This window comes from Corynebacterium sp., assembly GCF_022712195.1.
Taxonomy (GTDB): Bacteria; Actinomycetota; Actinomycetes; order Mycobacteriales; family Mycobacteriaceae; genus Corynebacterium.
In genome coordinates this window covers 42,317-62,446 of record NZ_JALAGY010000018.1, presented here as the reverse complement: position 1 = coordinate 62,446, position 20,130 = coordinate 42,317, and the positions used below count along the sequence as shown (strand labels likewise).

Annotated in this window: 19 protein-coding genes and 1 tRNA gene; 14 read left to right on the top strand and 6 right to left on the bottom strand. The window is 66.6% G+C overall.

The genetic code is table 11. The features are described 5' to 3' along the window. Positions 1–121: 121 nt before the first annotated feature. Genes yidC through rpmH form a run of 4 tightly spaced genes read right to left on the bottom strand, consistent with a single transcriptional unit; the run spans position 122 to position 1,906 of the window. Positions 122–1,096 (bottom strand): membrane protein insertase YidC, encoded by a 975-nt coding sequence (gene yidC / locus Q0A34_RS02430; RefSeq protein ID WP_291478127.1) that lies wholly within the window; start codon positions 1,094–1,096, stop codon positions 122–124. A 33-nt stretch (positions 1,097–1,129) separates the two neighbouring features. After that, on the bottom strand, positions 1,130–1,423 hold the full coding sequence (gene yidD / locus Q0A34_RS02425) for a membrane protein insertion efficiency factor YidD (RefSeq protein WP_291478126.1): 294 nt from the start codon (positions 1,421–1,423) through the stop codon (positions 1,130–1,132). Then, entirely contained in the window at positions 1,389–1,739 is a 351-nt protein-coding gene (gene rnpA / locus Q0A34_RS02420; RefSeq protein WP_291478124.1) for a ribonuclease P protein component, read from the bottom strand. Before rnpA ends, yidD begins: the two co-directional genes overlap by 35 nt. Before the next feature lie 23 nt (positions 1,740–1,762). After that, positions 1,763–1,906 (bottom strand): 50S ribosomal protein L34, encoded by a 144-nt coding sequence (rpmH, locus tag Q0A34_RS02415; protein WP_075811958.1) that lies wholly within the window; start codon positions 1,904–1,906, stop codon positions 1,763–1,765. 677 nt (positions 1,907–2,583) lie between these two features. Between rpmH and dnaA the strand changes: the two genes are divergently transcribed. From dnaA to Q0A34_RS02385, 6 genes are all read left to right on the top strand, one after another. Further along, entirely contained in the window at positions 2,584–4,068 is a 1,485-nt protein-coding gene (gene dnaA, locus Q0A34_RS02410) for a chromosomal replication initiator protein DnaA (RefSeq protein WP_291478119.1), read from the top strand. 637 nt (positions 4,069–4,705) lie between these two features. After that, positions 4,706–5,875, top strand: a complete 1,170-nt coding sequence (gene dnaN, locus Q0A34_RS02405) for a DNA polymerase III subunit beta (RefSeq protein WP_291478117.1) — start codon at positions 4,706–4,708, stop codon at positions 5,873–5,875. 4 nt (positions 5,876–5,879) lie between these two features. Further along, positions 5,880–7,025 (top strand): DNA replication/repair protein RecF, encoded by a 1,146-nt coding sequence (recF, locus tag Q0A34_RS02400; protein ID WP_291478115.1) that lies wholly within the window; start codon positions 5,880–5,882, stop codon positions 7,023–7,025. A 35-nt stretch (positions 7,026–7,060) separates the two neighbouring features. Beyond that, a complete protein-coding gene (locus Q0A34_RS02395) occupies positions 7,061–7,531 on the top strand; it encodes a DciA family protein (protein ID WP_291478128.1) in 471 nt (156 codons plus the stop codon). Between the two features lie 61 nt (positions 7,532–7,592). Next, a complete protein-coding gene (gyrB, locus tag Q0A34_RS02390; protein WP_291478113.1) occupies positions 7,593–9,641 on the top strand; it encodes a DNA topoisomerase (ATP-hydrolyzing) subunit B in 2,049 nt (682 codons plus the stop codon). Next, positions 9,634–10,473: an alpha/beta fold hydrolase gene (locus Q0A34_RS02385; protein ID WP_291478108.1), complete on the top strand. Its 840-nt coding sequence runs from the start codon at positions 9,634–9,636 to the stop codon at positions 10,471–10,473. Before gyrB ends, Q0A34_RS02385 begins: the two co-directional genes overlap by 8 nt. Here the strand turns inward: Q0A34_RS02385 and Q0A34_RS02380 are convergent. Next, the gene (locus Q0A34_RS02380) at positions 10,470–11,603 is read right to left on the bottom strand and encodes a MarR family transcriptional regulator (RefSeq protein WP_291478106.1); all 1,134 of its coding nucleotides are present in this window, start codon (positions 11,601–11,603) and stop codon (positions 10,470–10,472) included. The two genes, Q0A34_RS02385 and Q0A34_RS02380, sit on opposite strands and share 4 nt — an antisense overlap. Positions 11,604–11,714: 111 nt before the next feature. Here Q0A34_RS02380 and Q0A34_RS02375 point away from each other — a divergent pair, with 111 nt between their 5' ends. The 5 genes from Q0A34_RS02375 to Q0A34_RS02355 all read left to right on the top strand — a co-directional run bounded on the left by Q0A34_RS02375 (position 11,715) and on the right by Q0A34_RS02355 (position 16,198). Then, positions 11,715–12,854 (top strand): LLM class flavin-dependent oxidoreductase, encoded by a 1,140-nt coding sequence (locus Q0A34_RS02375; RefSeq protein ID WP_291478103.1) that lies wholly within the window; start codon positions 11,715–11,717, stop codon positions 12,852–12,854. Then, positions 12,851–13,633, top strand: coding sequence for an ABC transporter permease (locus tag Q0A34_RS02370; protein WP_291478101.1), 783 nt, complete (start codon positions 12,851–12,853; stop codon positions 13,631–13,633). Before Q0A34_RS02375 ends, Q0A34_RS02370 begins: the two co-directional genes overlap by 4 nt. Next, entirely contained in the window at positions 13,630–14,676 is a 1,047-nt protein-coding gene (locus tag Q0A34_RS02365) for a glycine betaine ABC transporter substrate-binding protein (RefSeq protein ID WP_291478099.1), read from the top strand. Before Q0A34_RS02370 ends, Q0A34_RS02365 begins: the two co-directional genes overlap by 4 nt. Further along, entirely contained in the window at positions 14,673–15,470 is a 798-nt protein-coding gene (locus Q0A34_RS02360; RefSeq protein ID WP_291478098.1) for an ABC transporter ATP-binding protein, read from the top strand. The genes Q0A34_RS02365 and Q0A34_RS02360 overlap by 4 nt, the downstream gene beginning before the upstream one ends. 302 nt (positions 15,471–15,772) lie before the next feature. Beyond that, positions 15,773–16,198, top strand: coding sequence for a flavin reductase family protein (locus Q0A34_RS02355; protein ID WP_291478097.1), 426 nt, complete (start codon positions 15,773–15,775; stop codon positions 16,196–16,198). On the opposite strand, the gene Q0A34_RS02350 is transcribed toward Q0A34_RS02355, so the two are convergent. Then, entirely contained in the window at positions 16,177–17,007 is an 831-nt protein-coding gene (locus tag Q0A34_RS02350) for a siderophore-interacting protein (protein ID WP_291478095.1), read from the bottom strand. The genes Q0A34_RS02355 and Q0A34_RS02350 overlap by 22 nt on opposite strands. A gap of 127 nt (positions 17,008–17,134) precedes the next feature. Here Q0A34_RS02350 and gyrA point away from each other — a divergent pair, with 127 nt between their 5' ends. The 3 genes from gyrA to Q0A34_RS02335 all read left to right on the top strand — a co-directional run bounded on the left by gyrA (position 17,135) and on the right by Q0A34_RS02335 (position 20,130). Beyond that, the gene (gyrA, locus tag Q0A34_RS02345) at positions 17,135–19,639 is read left to right on the top strand and encodes a DNA gyrase subunit A (RefSeq protein WP_291478094.1); all 2,505 of its coding nucleotides are present in this window, start codon (positions 17,135–17,137) and stop codon (positions 19,637–19,639) included. Continuing rightward, a complete protein-coding gene (locus Q0A34_RS02340) occupies positions 19,636–20,001 on the top strand; it encodes a DUF3566 domain-containing protein (RefSeq protein ID WP_291478092.1) in 366 nt (121 codons plus the stop codon). Before gyrA ends, Q0A34_RS02340 begins: the two co-directional genes overlap by 4 nt. A gap of 52 nt (positions 20,002–20,053) precedes the next feature. Further along, positions 20,054–20,130 (top strand) — tRNA-Ile (locus tag Q0A34_RS02335).

Sequence of the window (20,130 nt, the reverse complement as noted above, 5' to 3'; positions counted from 1 at the left end):
GTCCTGGGGCGGGAGGTGCTCTTCTGACTGGCTCACGCTCCCAGTGTAGCGAGCACCCGGACATGAAAATACAGAAGACCCCGCTCCCCCTGACAGGGAGCGGGGTCGGCCGGGACGGCTGCTACTTGCCGTCGCGCTTGTTCTGCTTCTTCGGCTTCGCACCGGGCTTGGGGGCTGTGGAGCGCTTCGCCTCGATCTTGGCCGCCTTCTCCTCCTCTTCCTCCCGATCCATCTTCCGGAAGACCAGCACCTGCTGGACGAACATCCAGGAGGTGTTCGCACACATGTAGACGGCCAGGCCGACCTGCCAGAGGAAACCACCGGCGAACATGAACACAGGCAGGACCCAGAGCATCAGCTTCTGCATCATCATCATCTGGTTCTGCATCATGTCTTCCTGCGCGGTCGAGTTCTTCTTCTTCGGCTGCGCAGCCTGACGCTTCTTCTGGCGGTCCATGGACATCCGTGCGTTGAAGTGCATGAGCACCGACGCGATCAGCATCAGCGGGAGAACGACGACCACGATGTTCCACTGGGCGAAGTCCACGGAACCGTCCGGGGCGAAGGCCTTGTAGGAGTCCTTCTCCATGGTAATGAAGGCGGACAGCGGCGTACCGAAGAGACGCGCGTCAAGGAAGGACTGGACCTCGTCGACACCGAAGAAGTAGTTCGGCGTGTTGCGGGTCTCCTCGATCGACATCCCCAGCTGGCCGGTGCCCGTCCCGGTCCGGTTGAACGACCGCAGGACGTGGAACAGACCGATGAAGATCGGGATCTGCACCAGCATCGGCAGGCAGCTGGCAAGGGGGTTGACGCCCATCTCCTTCTGGAGCTTGCGCATCTCCAGCGCCTGCGTCTGCTGGTCCTTGGCGTACTTCTTCCGGATCTCCTGCATCCGGGGCTGCATCTCCTGCATCTTCCGGCTGGAGCGCAGCTGCTTGATGGTCGGGCGGACGAGGAGGCCACGGATCGTGACGACCAGGAAGATGATCGCCAGGGCCCAGGAAAGGCCGGAATCTGGCCCGAGGACAAAGCCGAAGGCTTTGTGCCAGAACCACAACACCGCCGAGATGGGGTAGTAGATGAAGTCAAGCACGGGTGGTGCAATCTCCTTGTTGTAGGTGGACGGTCATCTGCGCGTCCGACGCCGGACCGGAGGAACCGGATCCCAGCCACCGGGATGCCAGGGACCGCATTTGGCGAGGCGGGCAACGCTCAGGAGGAAACCTCTCACCACGCCATGACGGGAAAAGGCTATCAGGGAATACGCGCTGCACGACGGCTCAAAACGGCAGGACGGTCCCAGTTTAAGGGGTGAAAGATGGTTCTGGTAACCAAGAACCAGACGTCGGAGAGTCCGTGCCCGCCCCCGGGACACGTCCCAGGCGTCAGCCGGTGATCCGGCGGAGTGCTCGCCGCACATCGGATTCCAGCTCCGCTGAGGTCGCTTCCGCGGCGGCGGGGAGGGCCCGGATCACCAGGCTGTGCCACGGCTCGAGGGGGAACTCCCCGAGAACGGACGCGGTGACATGACGCAGTCGACGCGAGATGGCGTGCCTGGTGACCGCGTTCCCCACGGCCTTGGACACCACCAGCCCCATGCGGGGCCCCCCGGAGACGACGGTGTCCGACCGGTCATGCACATAGACAACCACCGTGCGAGCCCCCTTCTTACGGCCTCGGCGGACTGTCTCACTGAACAGTGAGGAAGACCGGAGCCGGTGTTCCGGGGCAAGCACGGTGGTTGTCTGGTCGGGACGCGTTACGCGGTGACGCTGTCGCGGCCCTTACGGCGACGGGCCGACACGATCGCGCGGCCGGCGCGGGTGCTCATGCGTGCGCGGAAGCCGTGCTTCCGTGAACGACGACGGTTGTTGGGCTGGAAAGTACGCTTGCCCTTGGCCACGGTACTCACTCCTTATGTTGTTCTACGCCGCGGCCGACCGGTACCGGCCCGCCTTACAGCGGACCGGCACCGGCCCATCCACCGCGACTGCGGTCAGGTGGGTCGGAAGACCGGACAGGATCGTGAGATCCCGGGCCATCCATCCGTTCAATGACGGGGGTGAGAGTCAGGGACACCGGAAACCGGGTTCAGCGACACTCGAAGACGCTGACGAGCCTACGTGCTCACACCCGCAAATCAAAATCCCGCCCTATGACAGGCGTGTCATTCACGGTGCGGTCAGACGCAGGTCACGGATGTTAACGGCCCCCTACGCACAGAACGCCGGCCGACGCAAGACGCACAGGGTTGTCCACAACAGAACTGCCAGGTCACCGGAAAAACTCCCAGTTCACACAACCACCCTGTGGACAACTCTATCCACCCCCGAACCCTCAACTACAGATTTACCCACAATCAGCGCAGGTCACAGCCGTATCCAGAGCGATGTTGGGGTTATCCACAGAGCTGCAGTACCCTGTTGACAACTAGCACGAGAAAGTTATCCACAGGTGTGGACAGCACTGTGGATACGCAGGCCAGCAACACTTCGGTGTTGTGCACATGAACGTCAGATTCCTGCGCATGAACGTCAGCCGTCCCTCCGTCCCCGACCCACCCGCCGAAAGGTACCCGACATGCCCGATGCTGTGGACTTCAAGGAAGTCTGGGGCTCCCTCATCGACAGGTGGATCAACGCCGACGAAGACTCGGCGGAGTTCCCCCGTCTGACCTCCCGTTCCCGGAGTCTCCTCCGTCAGCTGTCGCCGGTGACCGTCTACGACAACATCGCCCTGCTCAAGGCACCGTCGAAGTGGGTGAAGACGGAGACCGAGAACCATCTCTCCGAACTGATCTGTGACCTTCTGGGGGAGGAGCTGGGGCATTCTGTGGTGCTCTCCCTCAGCGTCGACGAGTCGCCGTCCGAGGTGGAGATCCCGTCCACACCGGTCGTCGAACCGACCCCGGAGCGGCAGCGACAGCACTGGGAGGACCTCACCGGGGCCGCCTACCAGCACCGTCCGTCCACGGCCGGGAGGTCAGACGCTGTGCCGGAGCCGCCGGCGAAGCCCCGGGGAGAGGACACGGAGAACCGTCTCAACCCGCAGTACACCTTCGACACCTTCGTCACCGGCTCGTCCAACCAGTTCGCCAACGCCGCCTGCCGTGCTGTGGCGGAGAAGCCGGCCTACGCCTACAACCCGTTGTTCATCTGGGGGGAGTCCGGACTGGGGAAGACCCACCTCCTCCACGCGATCGGCCACTACGCCCGCGAACTGCGCCAGGGGATGAAGGTCAGGTACATCTCCAGCGAGGAGATGACCAACGAGTTCGTCAACGCTCTGCGTGACGGCCGGGGTGAGCAGTTCAAACGGCACTACCGGAACCTCGACATGCTCATCGTCGACGACATCCAGTTCCTGCAGGGCAAGGAGAGTACCCAGGAGGAGTTCTTCCACACCTTCAACGCGCTGCAGCAGAACCACCGTCAGATCGTGCTGTCCTCCGACCGTCCGCCGAAGCAGCTGACCACGCTGGAGGACCGGCTGCGCACCCGGTTCGAGGGCGGCCTGATCACCGACGTCCAGACGCCTGACCTGGAGACGAGGATGGCGATCCTCTCCAAGAAGGCGCAGATGGAGGGCACCTACCTGCCCGACGACGTCCTGGAGCTCATCGCCAGCCGGTACGAGACGTCGATCCGTGAACTCGAGGGCGCCATGATCCGCGTGACCGCCTACTGCTCGTTGAGCAAGGAGCCGGTCACCCGTCAGGCGGCGGAGATCGCGCTGCGGGACATCATGCCGGACCCGAAGGACGTGGAGATCACCCCGCAGATCATCATCGACGTGATCACCGGGTACTTCGACGTCACGGTCGAGGAGATGATGGGCAAGGGCAAGGTCCGGCGCCTGGTCACCGCACGTCAGTTCGCGATGTACCTCTGCCGGGAACTCACCGAACTCTCCCTGCCCCAGATCGGCAAGGTCTTCGGCGGCCGCGACCACACCACGGCGATGTACGCGGAACGCAAGATCCGGAAGTCCATCCAGGAGGACCGGAAGACGTTCCAGCAGATCCAGGAGCTGACGCAGCGCATCAAGTCGCGCGCGCGGCAGTAGTGCACAACTTTCCGGGCTGCCGACCTCGGCGGCAACGGAGTTGTGCACAGTTTCCACAGGCTTGTCCACAAGCGTGTAATTACAGTCTTGTCGGTCAGTGACCTTCATCACATTACGGAACGTCGACGCGCCCACCGGAGTCATTCCACCTGCGGGTTTCCACAGGGCGTGGGACGCTGTGGATAAATCACACTCTTGTCATTCCGCAGGTCACGGGGAGACGGGCTCCGCCGGGAGCCTGTGAAAGCCCAGGTCATGCCTGTGGATAACTCGCGTCGGAGCGTGCAGTGCCGGTGCACCGGCTGTGAACAACTCACAGCCCGGAAAAGTTATCCACAACCGTCCCCAGTTATCCACAATTTCATCCACCGGCTGTGAACAACTTACAACAACGTCATCCACCGGTCCCACCAGCGCCGGAACGTGCCCGCTCCCGTCCATCCACAGACTGCACAGCCCCTACTGCTTCTACCGGGTCTATCCATGGAGAACTCAAAGAAGAAATAACCGGTGTGCACAACCCGTGCGGACCGCACGGCGGACCGGGCTCCGGCGCAGACGGACCCGGTACCGTCGGGAACCGGTGTCAGCTAGGGTTACGAGCAGAATCACGAACTTCATCGAAAGGACCTCAGGCGTGGACCACCAGTCCGTCAGTTTCACCGTGTCCAAGGACGATTTTTCTTCGGCACTGGCCTGGGTAGCCCGCACGTTGCCGAGCAAGGCATCCCAACCGATTCTCCGGGGTGTCCTCATCGAGGCCACGGACGACGGACTCCAGCTGTCGGGCTTCGACCGCGAGGTCTCCACCAAGGTCCGCGTCTCCGCCGACGTCTCCGATCCGGGCAAGGTCCTGGTCGCCGGACGCCTGGCCTCCAACATCATCGGCGCCCTCCCGGACAAGCCGGTGCGCATCGACTACGACGGGACCAAGGTCCTCGTCAACTGCGGGAGCTCGCACTTCGAAGTCCCCGCGATGACCATCGACGACTACCCCGTCCTCCCTGACTTCCCCCAGGTCGCGGGATCCCTCGACCCGCACCTCTTCACGGAGGTCATCAGCCAGGTCGCGATCGCCTCGAGCCGGGATGACACGCTGCCCATGCTGACCGGTATCCGGATGGAGATCGACGGCGAGCACCTGGTCCTGGCCGCCACCGACCGCTTCCGCTTCGCCGTCCGCACACTGGACTGGGTGCCGGCCCGTGCCGACATCTCCGCCGAGCTCCTCATCCCCGCCCGTACCCTCGCGGAGACCGCACGGTCCCTGGACTCCACGGGTGAGCCGGTGGAGATCGCGCTCGACCAGGACGGGGGACGTCTCCTCGGCATCTCCACCTCCGACCGTCGGACCACCACCCGGTTGATCGACTCGGACTTCCCGAAGTTCAGGTCGCTGTTCCCCAAGACACACACCTCACTGGCCAGCGTGGAGATCGCACCGCTGCTCGACGCGATCCGCCGCGTGTCCCTGGTGACCGACGGCAACTCCCCGGTGAAGATGGACTTCGAGGAAGGTACCCTCACCCTGTCCGCCGGCGGCAGCGACCTCGGTGTGGCCAAGGAGCAGCTGCCCTGCGCCTTCGCGGGCGAGCCGCTGGTCATCGCCTTCCACCCCGGGTACCTGAAGGACGGTCTCGGATCGGTGCACACCGACCGCGTCGTCTTCGGGTTCAACCAGGCGTCACGGTCCGCTGTCCTCGTCCCGGAGCCCGAGCAGCTGCCCGAGGCCTCCGAGGACGGCACGTTCCCCACCCCGGAGAGCTCCTTCACCTACCTGCTGATGCCTGTCCGCCTGCCGGGCTGACCGGATGTACATTCGCTCGCTCCACCTCGGTGACTTCCGGTCCTGGCGCCAGCTCGACCTCGACCTGGACCCCGGCGTCACCGTGTTCACCGGACCGAACGGCAACGGCAAGACCAACATCGTGGAGGCTGTGGGCTACCTGGCCCACCAGGGTTCGCACCGGGTCAGCTCGGACGCGGCACTGGTCAGGGAGGGTTGCGAGTCCGCCCGCCTCTCCGCGACGGCGGTGAACCACGGCCGGGAACTCACCGCCCACCTGGTGTTGAACGCCCGGGGCGCCAACCAGGCCGCCGTCAACAGGACGCAGGTGAAGAACCAGCGGGGCATCGCCGGGATCGTCCGCACCACCCTGTTCGCCCCGGAGGACCTCGCACTGGTGCGCGGCGAGCCGGAACAACGGCGGGCCTTCCTGGACCAGACGATGATCGCGCGGTACCCGCGCCTCGCCGGGGTCCGCTCGGACTACGACAAGGCGCTGAGGCAGCGCAACGCGTTGCTGCGCCAGGGCGTGGACGACGACGCGCTGGCCACCCTCGACGTCTGGGACTCCCGGCTGGCGCACCTCGGTGGCCAGATCATGTCGGCCCGGGCGCAGCTGGTCCATGATCTGCAACCTCATGTCCGGGACACCTACGCACGCCTGGCACCGGGGTCGCGTCCTGCGCTGATCTGCTACTCGACCACCCTTGACCTGGGGGAGCCCGGGGAGCCGCAGCTTCTCGACCCGGATGTCGCCGAGGCCGTGCTGCTCGAGGAGTTCGCCCGACGGCGCGACGCGGAGATCGACCGGGGCACCACGCTGACAGGTCCGCACCGTGACGACATGACGCTGGTGCTCGGCACCCAGCCGGCGAAGGGGTTCGCCAGCCACGGCGAGTCGTGGTCCTTCGCCCTGACGCTGAGGTTGGCGGCGCACCGGATGCACCGGGCCGACGGGACCGAACCCGTCGTCATCCTCGACGACGTCTTCGCCGAACTCGACCGCGCGCGCCGTCGGGCCCTGGTCGACCTCGCCGCTGAGGCGGAGCAGGTGCTGATCACCGCCGCGGTCGGCGACGACATCCCCGATGATCTGCGGGCCGTCGCGGCCGTGCACACCGTCTCCGCGCGTGACACGGAGGACGGGCGGATCTCGGAGCTCGACAGGTGAGCGCCGGGGCCGACCGTGACCCCGTCGCCGAACGCATGGAGATGCTCCGTGCGGCGGCGGGGAAGCCGGGCCGTCCGGTCCGGAAGACAGGGCGTCGTCCGAAGCGGATGAAGACCCGCTACGACGGACGCCCGGACCGCAGCTACCGCGATCCCGGCCAGTTCAGCGAGCTGGTGAAGCGGGAGATCAAGCGGAACGGGTGGAGCCGCAACTTCGCCGCCGGGTCGCTGCGCAGTGCCTGGCCGGAGATCGTCGGGGAGAACATCGGCCGGCACACCCGTGTGGTGATGTACAACGAGAAGAAGCGCCAGCTGCACGTGGAGTGCGATTCCACGGCATGGGCGACGAATCTCCGGCTGATGCAGAGCACCATCCTGTCGACCATCGCCCGACGCGTCGGACCCGACGTCGTCGCGGAACTGAAGATCTACGGTCCGAAGGCACCGAGTTGGCGGCACGGACCCCTGCACGTGAAGGGCCGCGGTCCCCGTGACACCTACGGCTGAGCCCTTTTACCTGGTACAATGTGGGGGTTAACCCATTTGTCGAGAAGGAGCTGAAGCGACTGTGGCCGAGGCCGAGAACATCCCCGCCGAGAACACCCCCGCCAACGGAGAGTACGGCGCGGACTCCATCACCATCCTCGAGGGACTGGAGGCCGTCCGGAAGCGGCCGGGCATGTACATCGGGTCCACCGGTGAGCGTGGTCTGCACCACCTGATCTGGGAGGTCGTGGACAACTCCGTCGACGAGGCCATGGCGGGGCACGCCACCCACGTCGACGTCACCCTCCACGACGACGGCTCCGTCGAGGTCGCAGACAACGGCCGTGGAATCCCTGTCGAGATGCACCCGTCGGGCCGTCCGACCGTCCAGGTCGTGATGACCGAGCTCCACGCCGGCGGCAAGTTCGACTCCCAGGCGTACGCGGTCTCCGGTGGCCTGCACGGCGTGGGCATCTCGGTGGTCAACGCGCTGTCTACCCGCGTGGAGACCGAGATCACCCGCGACGGCTACCTGTGGCGCCAGACCTTCGACCGTTCGATCCCCGCTGAGCTGGAGCAGGTGAAGAAGGCCCGCGGCACCGGAACCCGCCAGCGGTTCTGGGCGGACCCGGAGATCTTCGAGACCACGGACTACAACTTCGAGACCGTGTCCCGGCGTCTGCAGGAGATGGCGTTCCTGAACAAGGGGCTGACCATCACCCTGGTCGACGAGCGGCTCACCGTCATCGAGCAGGAGAACGAGGCGGAGGCGGCCGCGGAGTCCGTGGAGGACGCCGCGGCGCCGAAGCCGGGGGAGGACGTCCGCCCGGCACCGAAGGAGCGCAAGAAGGTCTTCCACTACCCGGAGGGCCTGAAGGACTACGTCAACCACCTCAACCGGACGAAGAGCCCGATCCACCCCTCGATCATCGGTTTCGAGGCCGAGGGTGACGACCACGAGGTCGAGATCGCGATGCAGTGGAACTCGGGTTACTCGCAGTCCGTCCACACCTTCGCCAACACCATCAACACCATCGAGGGCGGCACCCACGAAGAGGGTTTCCGTGCCGCGCTGACGTACCTGATGAACAAGTACGCGCGTGACCACAAGCTGCTCAAGGAGAAGGACACGAAGCTCTCCGGCGACGACTGCCGTGAGGGTCTGGCCGCCGTGATCTCCGTCCGTGTCGGCGACCCCCAGTTCGAGGGCCAGACGAAGACCAAGCTCGGCAACACCGAGATCAAGAGCTTCGTCCAGAAGATGGTCAACGAGCACGTCTCCGGCTGGTTCGACGCGAACCCCGCCGAGGCGAAGGCGATCATCAACAAGGCCGTCTCCTCAGCGCAGGCACGCGATGCCGCACGGAAGGCCCGTGACCTGGTGCGACGCAAGTCCGCCACCGATGTCGGCGGGCTCCCCGGCAAGCTGGCGGACTGCCGGTCCAAGGACCCGGTGAAGTCCGAGCTGTACATCGTGGAGGGCGACTCCGCCGGTGGTTCGGCCAAGTCGGGCCGTGACTCGATGTACCAGGCGATCCTCCCGCTGCGCGGCAAGATCCTCAATGTGGAGAAGGCACGCCTGGACAAGGTGCTGAAGAACAACGAGGTGCAGGCGATCATCACCGCACTGGGCACCGGCATCCACGACGAGTTCGACATCTCGAAGCTCCGCTACCACAAGATCGTCCTGATGGCCGACGCCGACGTCGACGGCCAGCACATCGCGACGCTGCTGCTCACGCTGCTGTTCCGCTTCATGCGGCCGCTCGTCGAGGAGGGGCACGTCTACCTGGCACAGCCCCCGCTGTACAAGCTGAAGTGGGGCAAGGGCGAGCCGGGCTTCGCGTTCTCCGACGCCGAGCGGGACGCGCAGCTCAAGGAGGGCCTGGAGCAGGGACGCAAGATCAACAAGGACGACGGCATCCAGCGCTACAAGGGCCTCGGCGAGATGAACGCCAAGGAGCTGTGGGAGACCACCATGGACCCGTCGGACCGCATCCTGAAGAAGGTCACCCTCGAGGACGCCGCCAGCGCCGACGAGACGTTCAGCATCCTCATGGGGGACGACGTCGTCGCCCGCCGCAGCTTCATCACCCGCAACGCGAAGGACGTCCGGTTCCTCGATGTCTAGTGTCGATGTCGTGATGCCCGGTGGCAGCACGTCACCGGTACTGCTGTTCCCCGGGGAGTCGCGTCCCCTGGTCATGGTGTGGCCCGGTCTCGGAATGGGTGCCCGCTACTACCGCCCCATCGCCGAGGCCCTGGCGGCCCGGGGTTTCCCGGTGGCTGTCGGGGAACTCCGTGGACAAGGTGCGAGCACCGCCGTCGCCGGCCGGGACCAGCAGTGGGGCTACCATGACCTGGCGTCGGAGGACTACCCGCGCTCGATCCGGGAGGCGAAACGGGCGTTGGGCCTCCCGGAGGACCATCCCACCGTGCTGCTGACCCACTCGATGGGCGGGCAGATCGGCGCACTGTTCCTGTCCCGTCCCGAGGCACGTGAGCTCAACGTGCGGGGCATGATGGGCGTCGGCAGTGGGTCACCGTACTTCCGCACCTTCCCGAATCCGGAGCGCAACCGCCTGCGTTTCGGCGGGTACCTGATGCAGGGCGTGAGTCGGGTGCTCGGCTACTGGCCGGACGGCAGGCTGGATGTCACGAACTACGGGCGGCAGTCGGACGTCCACCTCGCCGAATGGGCCCGTTTCGGGCGGACCAACCGGCTCACTGACCTCCGCGGTGCGGACATGGACTACATGGCGGCGATGGCGGACGTCGACGTCCCCGTCCTGCTGACCAGGTTCAGCAACGACACCTACTGCACGGTCGACTCCTGCCGGGCGTTGTCCGGGCTGGTCCCGGCGCAGGTGGAGGAGTTCCCGGGGACGCTGGGCCACAACGCCTGGGCCCGGACCCCGGACGTTGTCGTGGACCGTCTCGACGAGTTCGTCTCGTCGCTCTAGAAGGCCAGCGGGTCCTGCCACAGGCGGTGCAACGCGGTCACGGCCGCGGCACGTGACAGGATGCCGTCGCCGGCCCGCTGGATGCTCAGCTGCCGGCCCGTCCCGCGCAGGCTCTCGGCGATGATCCGCACGGTCCCCGGGTCGGCGGTGAACGTCTCACCGGCGAAGACCACGGTGGACGGGTCCACGACGTCGACGGCCAGGGAGATGATCCGGGACAGGAGTTCCGCCCGCTCGTCCAGGATCGCCCGCGCGACCGGGTTGACCTCGGCGAGACCGACGAGGTCCGGCACCGTGGAGACGTTCAGCCCGCGGTGCCGTGCCGCGTCGAGGACCGCGGTGGATCCGAGGGGGTGGCCGTGACCGCCGGAGAAGCTGCCGGACCCGGCGATCTCGTTGAAGGCGGTGGGCGCGGAGCCGGTGTACGGCTGGTGGACGGCGTTGCCGACGATCCAGGCGTGGCCGACCAGCTCACGGGCGTACACGTAGAGCGTGGACGCCAGCGGGTCGCGTTCGAGGGACAGGGGTGAGCTGGTCAGCTCGGACCCGGCCATGGCACTGACACCGGTGGAGACGGCGACAGGGAGGTCGGGGTCGAGGTAGGCGACGGGGTCGACGTCCTCCCACCCGTAGGACGGTGAGGTGATGCGCCCGGCGTAGTCCACGTGGGCGGAGAAGGCGATCCCGAGGCCCACGGGTGACGGGAGATCGCGTCCGAGGGCCGAGAGAGCGTGCTGGACGGCCTCCATGGCCTCACCGGGGGTCAGGTCGGCGACAGGGAGCCGCAGCGTGCGCTTGCGCAGGGGGCGGCCCGCACCGTCGACGGCAACGAGCTGGGTACTGCGCAGGCCGACATGGGCGCCGAGGGCGGTGACGGCGCGGCCGTCGGGGCGCAGCGTGGTGCCGGGGCGGCCCACACCGCCCGCGGTGGTGGGGGAGACCTGTTCCACGAGGCCCGCGTCGATGAGGGCACTGACGTGCCGCGTCACGGTGGGCTGCGACATGCCGAGATCCTCGTGCAGCCGGCCCCGGGTGATCCCCGGGGTGGTGCGGATCTGGTGCAGGCACCGGGCAGGTCCGGTGACGGGTGCGGTGAAGTGCGCAGTCGCGGAGAGTCGGGCTGTGGTCATGGGGTTCAGGATAATTCAGTTCACGCTGAAAAGACAGACCGATCGGTCTATAGATTCACCGCGAACGAAATGTTGGCGGCGACGGCAGACCGAATGGTCTACTCATCCGTCATGACAGACTCACAGAACGTCACACTGCACTGGTTCCTCCCCACCTCCGGTGACTCGCGGGAGATCGTCGGCGGAGGCCACGGTGCCGGCCCGGAATCCGGTGAAAGGCCCGCTGACCTCGACTATCTTACCCAGGTCGCCCGCGCCGCGGAGTACAACGGATTCGAGTCGGTGCTCACCCCCACGGGTCGGTGGTGCCAGGACGCCTGGGTGACCACCGCGGCGCTGCTCGGGGCGACGACCAGGCTGAAGTTCCTCGTGGCTCTGCGACCGGGACTCATCGGGCCCACGCTGACGGCACACCAGGCACTGACCTACCAGGAACTCTCGGGCGACAGGCTGCTGCTCAACGTGGTGGTCGGGGGAGAGGACGCCGAACAGAGGGCTTTCGGGGACTTCACCACCAAGGCTGAGCGGTACGCGATCGCCGACGAGACGCTGCACGTCACCGACCACCTCTGGAACTCCCCGGAACCGCTGACGTTTCACGGGAAACATCTCAGTGTCGAGGAGGCGGCGCTCCGGCGTCGACCGGCGGTCAGCCCTCCGGTCTTCCTCGGCGGGTCCTCGGACGAAGGGATCGAGGTCGCGGCGAAACGTGCGGACGTCTACCTTACCTGGGGTGAACCACCCGAGCAGGTGGCGGAGAAGATCAGCCGGGTGCGTCGGCGGGCCGAGTTCCACGGACGTGAGCTGGAGTACGGGGTGCGTCTCCACGTGATCGCCCGACCGACGGCGGACGAGGCATGGCGTGAGGCGCAGCGACTCCTCGACTCCCTGGACCCCGAGCGCGTCCGTGCCGCCCAGGAAGGGCTCGCCACTTCCCAGTCTGAGGGGCAACGACGCATGACGGAACTGCACGGTGCAGGCTCCGACTTCGACAGGGGTCAGGACGCCCGTACCCTGGAGATCGCCCCGAACCTCTGGGCCGGCATCGGTCTGGTGCGCGGCGGGGCTGGCACGGCTCTTGTCGGGTCCTACGACGAGGTCGCTGAGCGGATCGACGACTACCGTCGCGTCGGCGTCGGTCACGTGATCCTCTCCGGAGTGCCGCATCTCGAGGAGACATTCCGGGTGGGGGAGGGGGTCGTCCCCGCACTCCGGGCCCGTGGCGTCACTGTGATGAATGCCGCCGCATGACGAACACCAGGAGACTTCCCCTTCATCTACTCGTCTTCGCCGGTGCGATCGCCCTCTGGTGGGCGATCGCCCGTTTCACGGGAATCGACCCGGTGCTCCTTCCCGGACCGGGGGAGGTGGCACGCAGGCTCGTCGAGACCAACCTCTGCGGCACACAGTGCGGAGTCCAGGACTACTTCCTCTGGCAGCACCTGCTCGCCACCCTCCAACGGATCGCCGTCGGACTGTCCGCCGGCATCGTCGTCGGGGTTCTGGTCGGATGGTGGCTGGGGTCCAACCCCACGGCGCGGAGTGTCGTCGAACCGTACCTGTCCTTCCTCCGCGCACTTCCGCCACTGGGCTACATCGGTCTGCTCATCGTGTGGTTCGGGATCGGAGACCAGTCGAAGGTCATCCTCCTGTTCCTCGCCGCCTTTCCCACAGTCGCCGTTGCGACGCTGCTCGGTGTCACCGGGGTCCGGCAGGACTGGATTCGGGCAGCGACGTCGCTCGGCGCAAGCCGTCGGCAGGTCTTCCGCACTGTCGAACTCCCCGCGGCACTACCCGAGATCATCAGCGGCTCCCGTGTGGCCGCCGGCCTGTGCTGGTCGGCGATCGTCGCCGCGGAGATGAACGACGGAATCCCGGGCATCGGCGGCCTGGCCTACATCTCGGGAACACAACTGGACACATCCCTCACCATCGCCTGCATCATCGTGATCGGCGTCGCCGCGTTGATCGTCGACACACTGATGCTGGCCGTAGAGGCCCGCTTCTCACCCTGGAGGACGAAACAGTGACTTTACGGAGAACCGGCGCGGTGGTCGCCGCGCTGACCCTGACGGCGGTCGCCGGCTGTGTCGGTCCGCCGGCCAGTGAGTGGAAGGACAGGGGAGAGGACGCGGTGTGTCCCGTGAAACCCTCCGAGGCTGAGGGCACGGTCCGTGTCGCCTACCTCGGCGGGCCGGCCACCGACCTGTACACCCAGGCGACGGGGCTCGCCGAGGCGTGCCTGCCGAAGGCGAAGGTCGAATGGACGCGTTACCCGACGGGGCAGGACATCGTCCAGGGCTTCGCCGCAGGCTCGGTGGATCTCGCCGCACTCGGTTCGACCCCGACGACGAAGGCGCTCAGCGCACCGTTGGACCTGGACGTGTCGGTGGTCCAGGCGAACTCGGTCATCGGGACGACGGAGGCGCTCGTCGCCAAGGACGCCACGGAGATCAAGGACCTCAAGGGTAGCCGTATCGCCGTGCCGTTCTCGTCCACGGCGCACTACTCGCTCCTCAATGCACTCATCGACGCCGGGCTCGACCCGGGCCGGGACGTCGAGATCACGAACATCTCGCCGGACAAGCTCCCGGCGGCGTGGAAGTCCGACAGGATAGACGCCGCGTATGTCTGGGATCCCACGCTCCAGGAACTGAAGGACGGCATGGGCGGGGCCATTCCCGGAACAGTGCTCACGGATTCCGAGGAGCAGGCCGCTCACGGACACGCCACCTACAACGTGACGTTGGCCTCGAACCCGTGGATGGAAAAGAACCCGGACCTTCTACGTACGTGGCTGGACCTCGAGGCACGGGTCGCGGACGACTCCGGGGACTCGGACGACTTCGTGTCGGTGAATGCCACGGCGTCCGGGATGGACGAGGAGGCGGCCAGGCTTCAGGTCGACGGACAGCAGTTCATCAGGGGTGCGGAGCAGGTGGAGTATCTCGGTGATGTCGCTGATGCTCTCCGTTCGACGGCGGAGTTCCTGGTGGACCAGGGAGACATACCGACAGCTCGGAAGGACTATTCGGACGTGGTACGGACTGACTTGTGGGAGGACAGGCGATGATTGCTCTTGAGGGTGTCGGTGAGGTGTACCGGACGCAGAACGGGGGAGAGGTGGAGGCGCTCCGCGATATCTCGCTGGACGTCCGGGACGGGGAGATCGTGTGTCTCGTCGGGCCGTCGGGGTGCGGGAAGTCGACTCTGCTGCGTCTGTTGGCGGGCTTTCTCCGCCCGACGTCGGGACGTGTGACTGCGGACGGGAAGGAGGTCCGGAGTCCGGGGACGGACCGCGGCGTCGTCTTCCAGCAGCCGACGTTGTTCCCCTGGTACACGGTCGAGGAGAACGTGCACCTGTCCCACCGGTACTCCGGTTCAGAGGGTAAGGCGGAGAGAGCGAAGGAGCTTCTCGGCCTGGTCGGTCTGTCGGAGGCGTCGGAACGTTATCCTCATGAGCTCTCCGGGGGGATGCAGCAACGTGTGCAGATCGCCCGGGTGCTCGCGGCGGGTCCGGAGCATGTCCTGATGGACGAGCCGTTCGGCGCCCTCGATCCTTTCACCCGTGAGCAACTTCAGGCTGAGCTTCTCCGGGTCTGGGCGACGTCCTTCCCTTCGATCGTGTTCGTCACGCACAGCGTGGAGGAGGCTCTCCTTCTGGGGCACCGGGTCGTGGTGATGGCTGCGCGTCCCGGTCGCGTGCTGGACGTGGTGGAGGTCCCTCATTCTCTCCGGATCGACGTCACCTCCGATGTTCCACGTGAAACCATCCAGGCTCGTCTGCGTGAACTCTCGACGAATCCCGAGATCGTCGAGCTCCGCCGCCGCGTCTCGGAGATGATCTCCTCGGTCAGTCACGTGTGAGGGTGGGGAGCGGCCCCGTCGGCCACCGTCCGCCGGGGCAGTGGTCTACCGTCACAGTGATGATATTCGACCCACCCCCGGAAGGGCGCGTCGGAAACCACCTCCGGGCGACGTTGCGCCCGCCCGCCACGCTGAGTCGGCGTCATGGACCCCGTCCCTGCCGTCCGGCTACGGCCCGGGAGCGGCCGACAATGATGCAGACCGCTCTGTCTACAATATATTCACGGTCCCACCAGGGGCGATGTCGAATTCCGCCGTCGACCCCCTTGCGCATTCGTAGACAGAGTGGTCTACTGGTCCTCATGATCACAGCACACACGGACACCGCGTCCGCACCCCGTCTTCCCCTGGCCGTCCTGGCAGCAGAGGTCAACGGTCGCATGATGTGTGTGGTCATCGACTCCTACTTCGACGAGAGTCTCGCCCCCGGCCTGGTCTCCGTCCGGATCCCCACCGACGACCCCGCCTGGCAGGAACTCCGCACCGCCCCGAGGCTGGGGATCTCGGTCCTGAACCCGCTCCAGACCATCGGCGTCGCGAACATCGCCCAGTCCCTGACCGCGGAGGGCGGAGTAGGTGTCGTCGAGGGTGCTGCGGTGCACCTCACGGCGCGTCTCTACCAGGAGTTCGACGCAGGTCGGCACACCGTGGCGCTGATGAGCGTCTCCGGGCGCCGCACCGGTGACATCGCCCCCGAGCAGCGCGACTACCTCTTCGCCGCTGCCTGAGCCTCGCTGGCCTCGATGTCCTCGGTGAACTCCCGCTTGCTGGCCTGCCACTCGTCCTCGACCATCCCGAGCCGCCAGTAGCCGGAGATCGACACCTCCGACTTCGGGACGCCGTTGTCCACGAAGAGGAACCGCCGCAGGTCGCGGATCATCTCCGCCACCCCGTGGATGAACCACCGGGTGTCCCCGGAGGGCACGCCTGCCGCGGTCACCGCGCGTACGAGCTCCGTGCCGTGGGTCGCCCCGTCGCGCGTCACCCAGTGGACGGTGGCCCCCGGGTGCGCGGGGTGGGGCAGCCGCGCCTCCGCGTCGGCCACCTCGATCCACGCCTCCGCTGTCGCCCCCGGCGGCAGTGCCTCGATGCCCGCCATGATCGCCGGTGCCGCGGCCTCGTCGCCGGCGAAGACCGTGTGCCCGTCCTCCGGGTGCCAGGCGCCGCCGGGGCCCATGAAGGCGATCTGGTCACCGGGCCGGGCGGCGTCCGCCCAGGGGCCGGCGAGGCCCGAGTCCCCGTGCGAGACGAAGTCGATGTCGACCGTCCGCGCGTCGGCGTCCCAGGACCGCAGCGTGTAGGTGCGGGTCACCGGCCACTGGTCGCGCGGCAGCTCCTCGCGGACCGCCGCGGGGTCGAAGGGCCAGGTGTAGGTGGCGCCGGCCGGCGGGAAGAGGAGCTTCACGTAGTGGTCGGTGTGGTGCAGTCCGGAGTAGGGGAGTGACTCGCACGAGAGGGTCACCCGCACCATGTCACGGGAGATCAGTGACGTTCCGGTCACGGTGGCGGTGTGGACGGGCCGGGCGGGACGGGGCATGGACAGGCTTTCCTTCATTACGGCGGTCGACGTCCCCGCCCATCGTACGCACCTGGCCCGGATATGGGCGGTGAAGTGGTAAGATTACCGGGTCTACACCTAGTCTTCTGGAAGGGATCGCACCGAAGTGAGCGACGACAACTACGGCGGCGGCGAGACGCTGTTCGACCGCATCACCCCCATTGACCTCAATGAGGAGATGCGGAACAGCTACATCGACTACGCCATGAGCGTCATCGTGGGCCGTGCGCTGCCCGAGGTCCGTGACGGACTGAAACCCGTCCACCGTCGCGTCCTGTACGCGATGTACGACAGCGGTTTCCGCCCGGACCGCAGCTACGTCAAGTCCGCCAAGCCCGTCGCCGAGACGATGGGCAACTACCACCCCCACGGCGACACCGCCATCTACGACACCCTCGTACGTATGGCACAACCCTGGTCGATGCGGTACCCGCTGGTCGACGGGCAGGGGAACTTCGGTTCCCGCGGGAACGACGGCCCTGCCGCCATGCGGTACACCGAGTGCCGGCTGACGCCGCTGGCCCTGGAGATGGTGCGCGACATCCGCGAGAACACCGTCGACTTCTCCCCGAACTACGACGGGAAGACCACCGAGCCGGACGTCCTGCCGTCCCGCGTCCCCAACCTGCTGATGAACGGTTCCGGCGGCATCGCCGTCGGTATGGCGACGAACATCCCGCCGCACAACCTCAACGAGCTGGCCGAGGCGGTCTTCTGGCTGCTGGAGAACCCGGAGGCGGACGAGCAGACCGCCCTGGACGCCTGCATGGAACGGGTGAAGGGGCCGGACTTCCCGACGGCGGGCATGATCGTCGGCGACTCCGGCATCAAGGACGCCTACACCACCGGGCGCGGCTCCATCCGCATGCGCGGCAAGACCTCCATCGAGGAGGAGGGCAACCGGCAGATCATCGTCATCACCGAGCTGCCGTACCAGGTCAACCCGGACAACCTGGTCGCCTCGATCGCCGAGCAGGTGCGGGACGGGAAGATCGCGGGCATCGCCCGGATCGACGACGAGTCGTCCGACCGTGTCGGCATGCGCATCGTCGTGACCCTGAAGCGCGACGCGGTGCCGCGCGTGGTGCTGAACAACCTGTACAAGCACTCGCAGCTGCAGACCAGTTTCGGCGCGAACATGCTGTCCATCGTCGAGGGGGTGCCCCGCACCCTGCGTCTCGACCAGATGCTGCGCTACTACGTGAAGCACCAGATCGAGGTCATCATCCGCCGGACGCAGCACCGGCTCGACGAGGCGGAGAAGCGGGCCCACATCCTGCGCGGCCTGGTCAAGGCGCTCGACGCGTTGGACGAGGTCATCGCCCTGATCCGTCGCTCCCAGACCGTCGACATCGCCCGTGAGGGCCTGCGCGACCTGCTCGACATCGACGACGTCCAGGCGGACGCGATCCTGGCGATGCAGTTGCGCCGCCTGGCCGCCCTGGAGCGCCAGAAGATCATCGACGAACTCGCCGAGATCGAGGAGACCATCGCGGACCTCAAGGACATCCTCGCGTCCCCCGAGCGTCAGCGCAGCATCGTCCACGACGAGCTCGCCGAGATCGTGGAGAAGTTCGGCGACGAGCGCCGCACCGAGATCGTCGGCGCCACCGGCGACGTGTCCGAGGAGGACCTCATCGCCCGCGAGAACGTGGTCGTGACGATCACCTCGACGGGTTACGCCAAGCGCACCAAGGTCGACTCCTACCGCTCGCAGCGCCGCGGCGGCAAGGGTGTGCGCGGGGCCGAGCTGAAGCAGGACGACATCGTCCGGCACTTCTTCGTGTGCTCCACCCACGACATCATCATGTTCTTCACGAACTACGGACGGGTGTACCGTCTCAAGGCCTACGAACTGCCGGAGGCGAGCCGTACTGCCCGTGGCCAGCACGTGGCCAACCTGCTGGAGTTCCAGCCCGGTGAGCAGATCGCGCAGGTCATCCAGATCCAGTCCTTCGAGGACGCCCCCTACCTGGTGCTGGCCACCCAGCAGGGCCGCGTGAAGAAGTCCCACCTGACCGACTACGACACCGCGCGCTCCGGTGGCCTGATCGCCATCAACCTCAACGAGGGCGACAAGCTCATCGGCGCACGCCTGTGCACCGGGGACGACGACCTGCTGCTGGTCTCCGAGGAAGGCCAGGCGCTGCGCTTCACCGCCGACGACGACACGCTGCGGCCCATGGGCCGCGCCACCGCCGGCGTGAAGGGCATGCGTTTCAAGGGCGACGACCAGCTCCTGGCGCTCACCGTCGCCGACGACAACTCCTACCTCCTGGTCGCCACCTCCGGCGGCTACGGCAAGCGCACCGCGGTGGAGGAGTACCCCGTCAAGGGACGCGGGACGCTGGGTGTGATGACCTTCAAGTACGACCCCAAGCGCGGCAAGCTCATCGGTGCGGTGACCGTGGGCCTGGACGACGAGGTCTTCGCCATCACCTCCGCCGGCGGGGTCATCCGCACCCCGGTGAAGCAGATCCGCAGCTCCTCGCGCGCCACCATGGGTGTCCGCCTGGTCGACCTGGCCAAGGGCGTCGAGCTGCTCGCCGTGGACCGCAACGTCGAGGACGAGGGTGAGGAAGCGGTCAACCAGACGGCGGAGCATTCATGAGGGCCTCGGTCCGGGAGGTCGCGCCGCTGAGCGCGCTGAAGATCGGCGCGATCCTCAGCGCCTGCGTCTTCGCCGCCTGGATGGTCGCCGCAGCCCTGATCTACATCTTCCTGGGGTTGGCCGGGGTGTGGGACCGGATGAACAACCTGCTGGCCGACCTCATCGGCGCCGACAGCCTCTCCGCGGGGCTGTACTTCGGTGTCGCGCTGGGTGTCGGGCTGCTGGAGTTCATCGTCGTGACCCTCTTCGCCCCGGTGATGGCGGTGCTCTACAACGCCGCGACGGGGCTGGTCGGCGGCCTGAGCGTGACCATCGACCCGGAGCGGGTGCAGGAGGCTGAGCCCACCGAAAACGAGTCCTGACCTGTCAGTTTGTATGTTCAGTGCCGGGTGGGTAAAGTTCTGTCTCGTTCGAGGGCCTATAGCTCAGGCGGTTAGAGCGCTTCGCTGATAACGAAGAGGTCGGAGGTTCAAGTCCTCCTAGGCCCACCA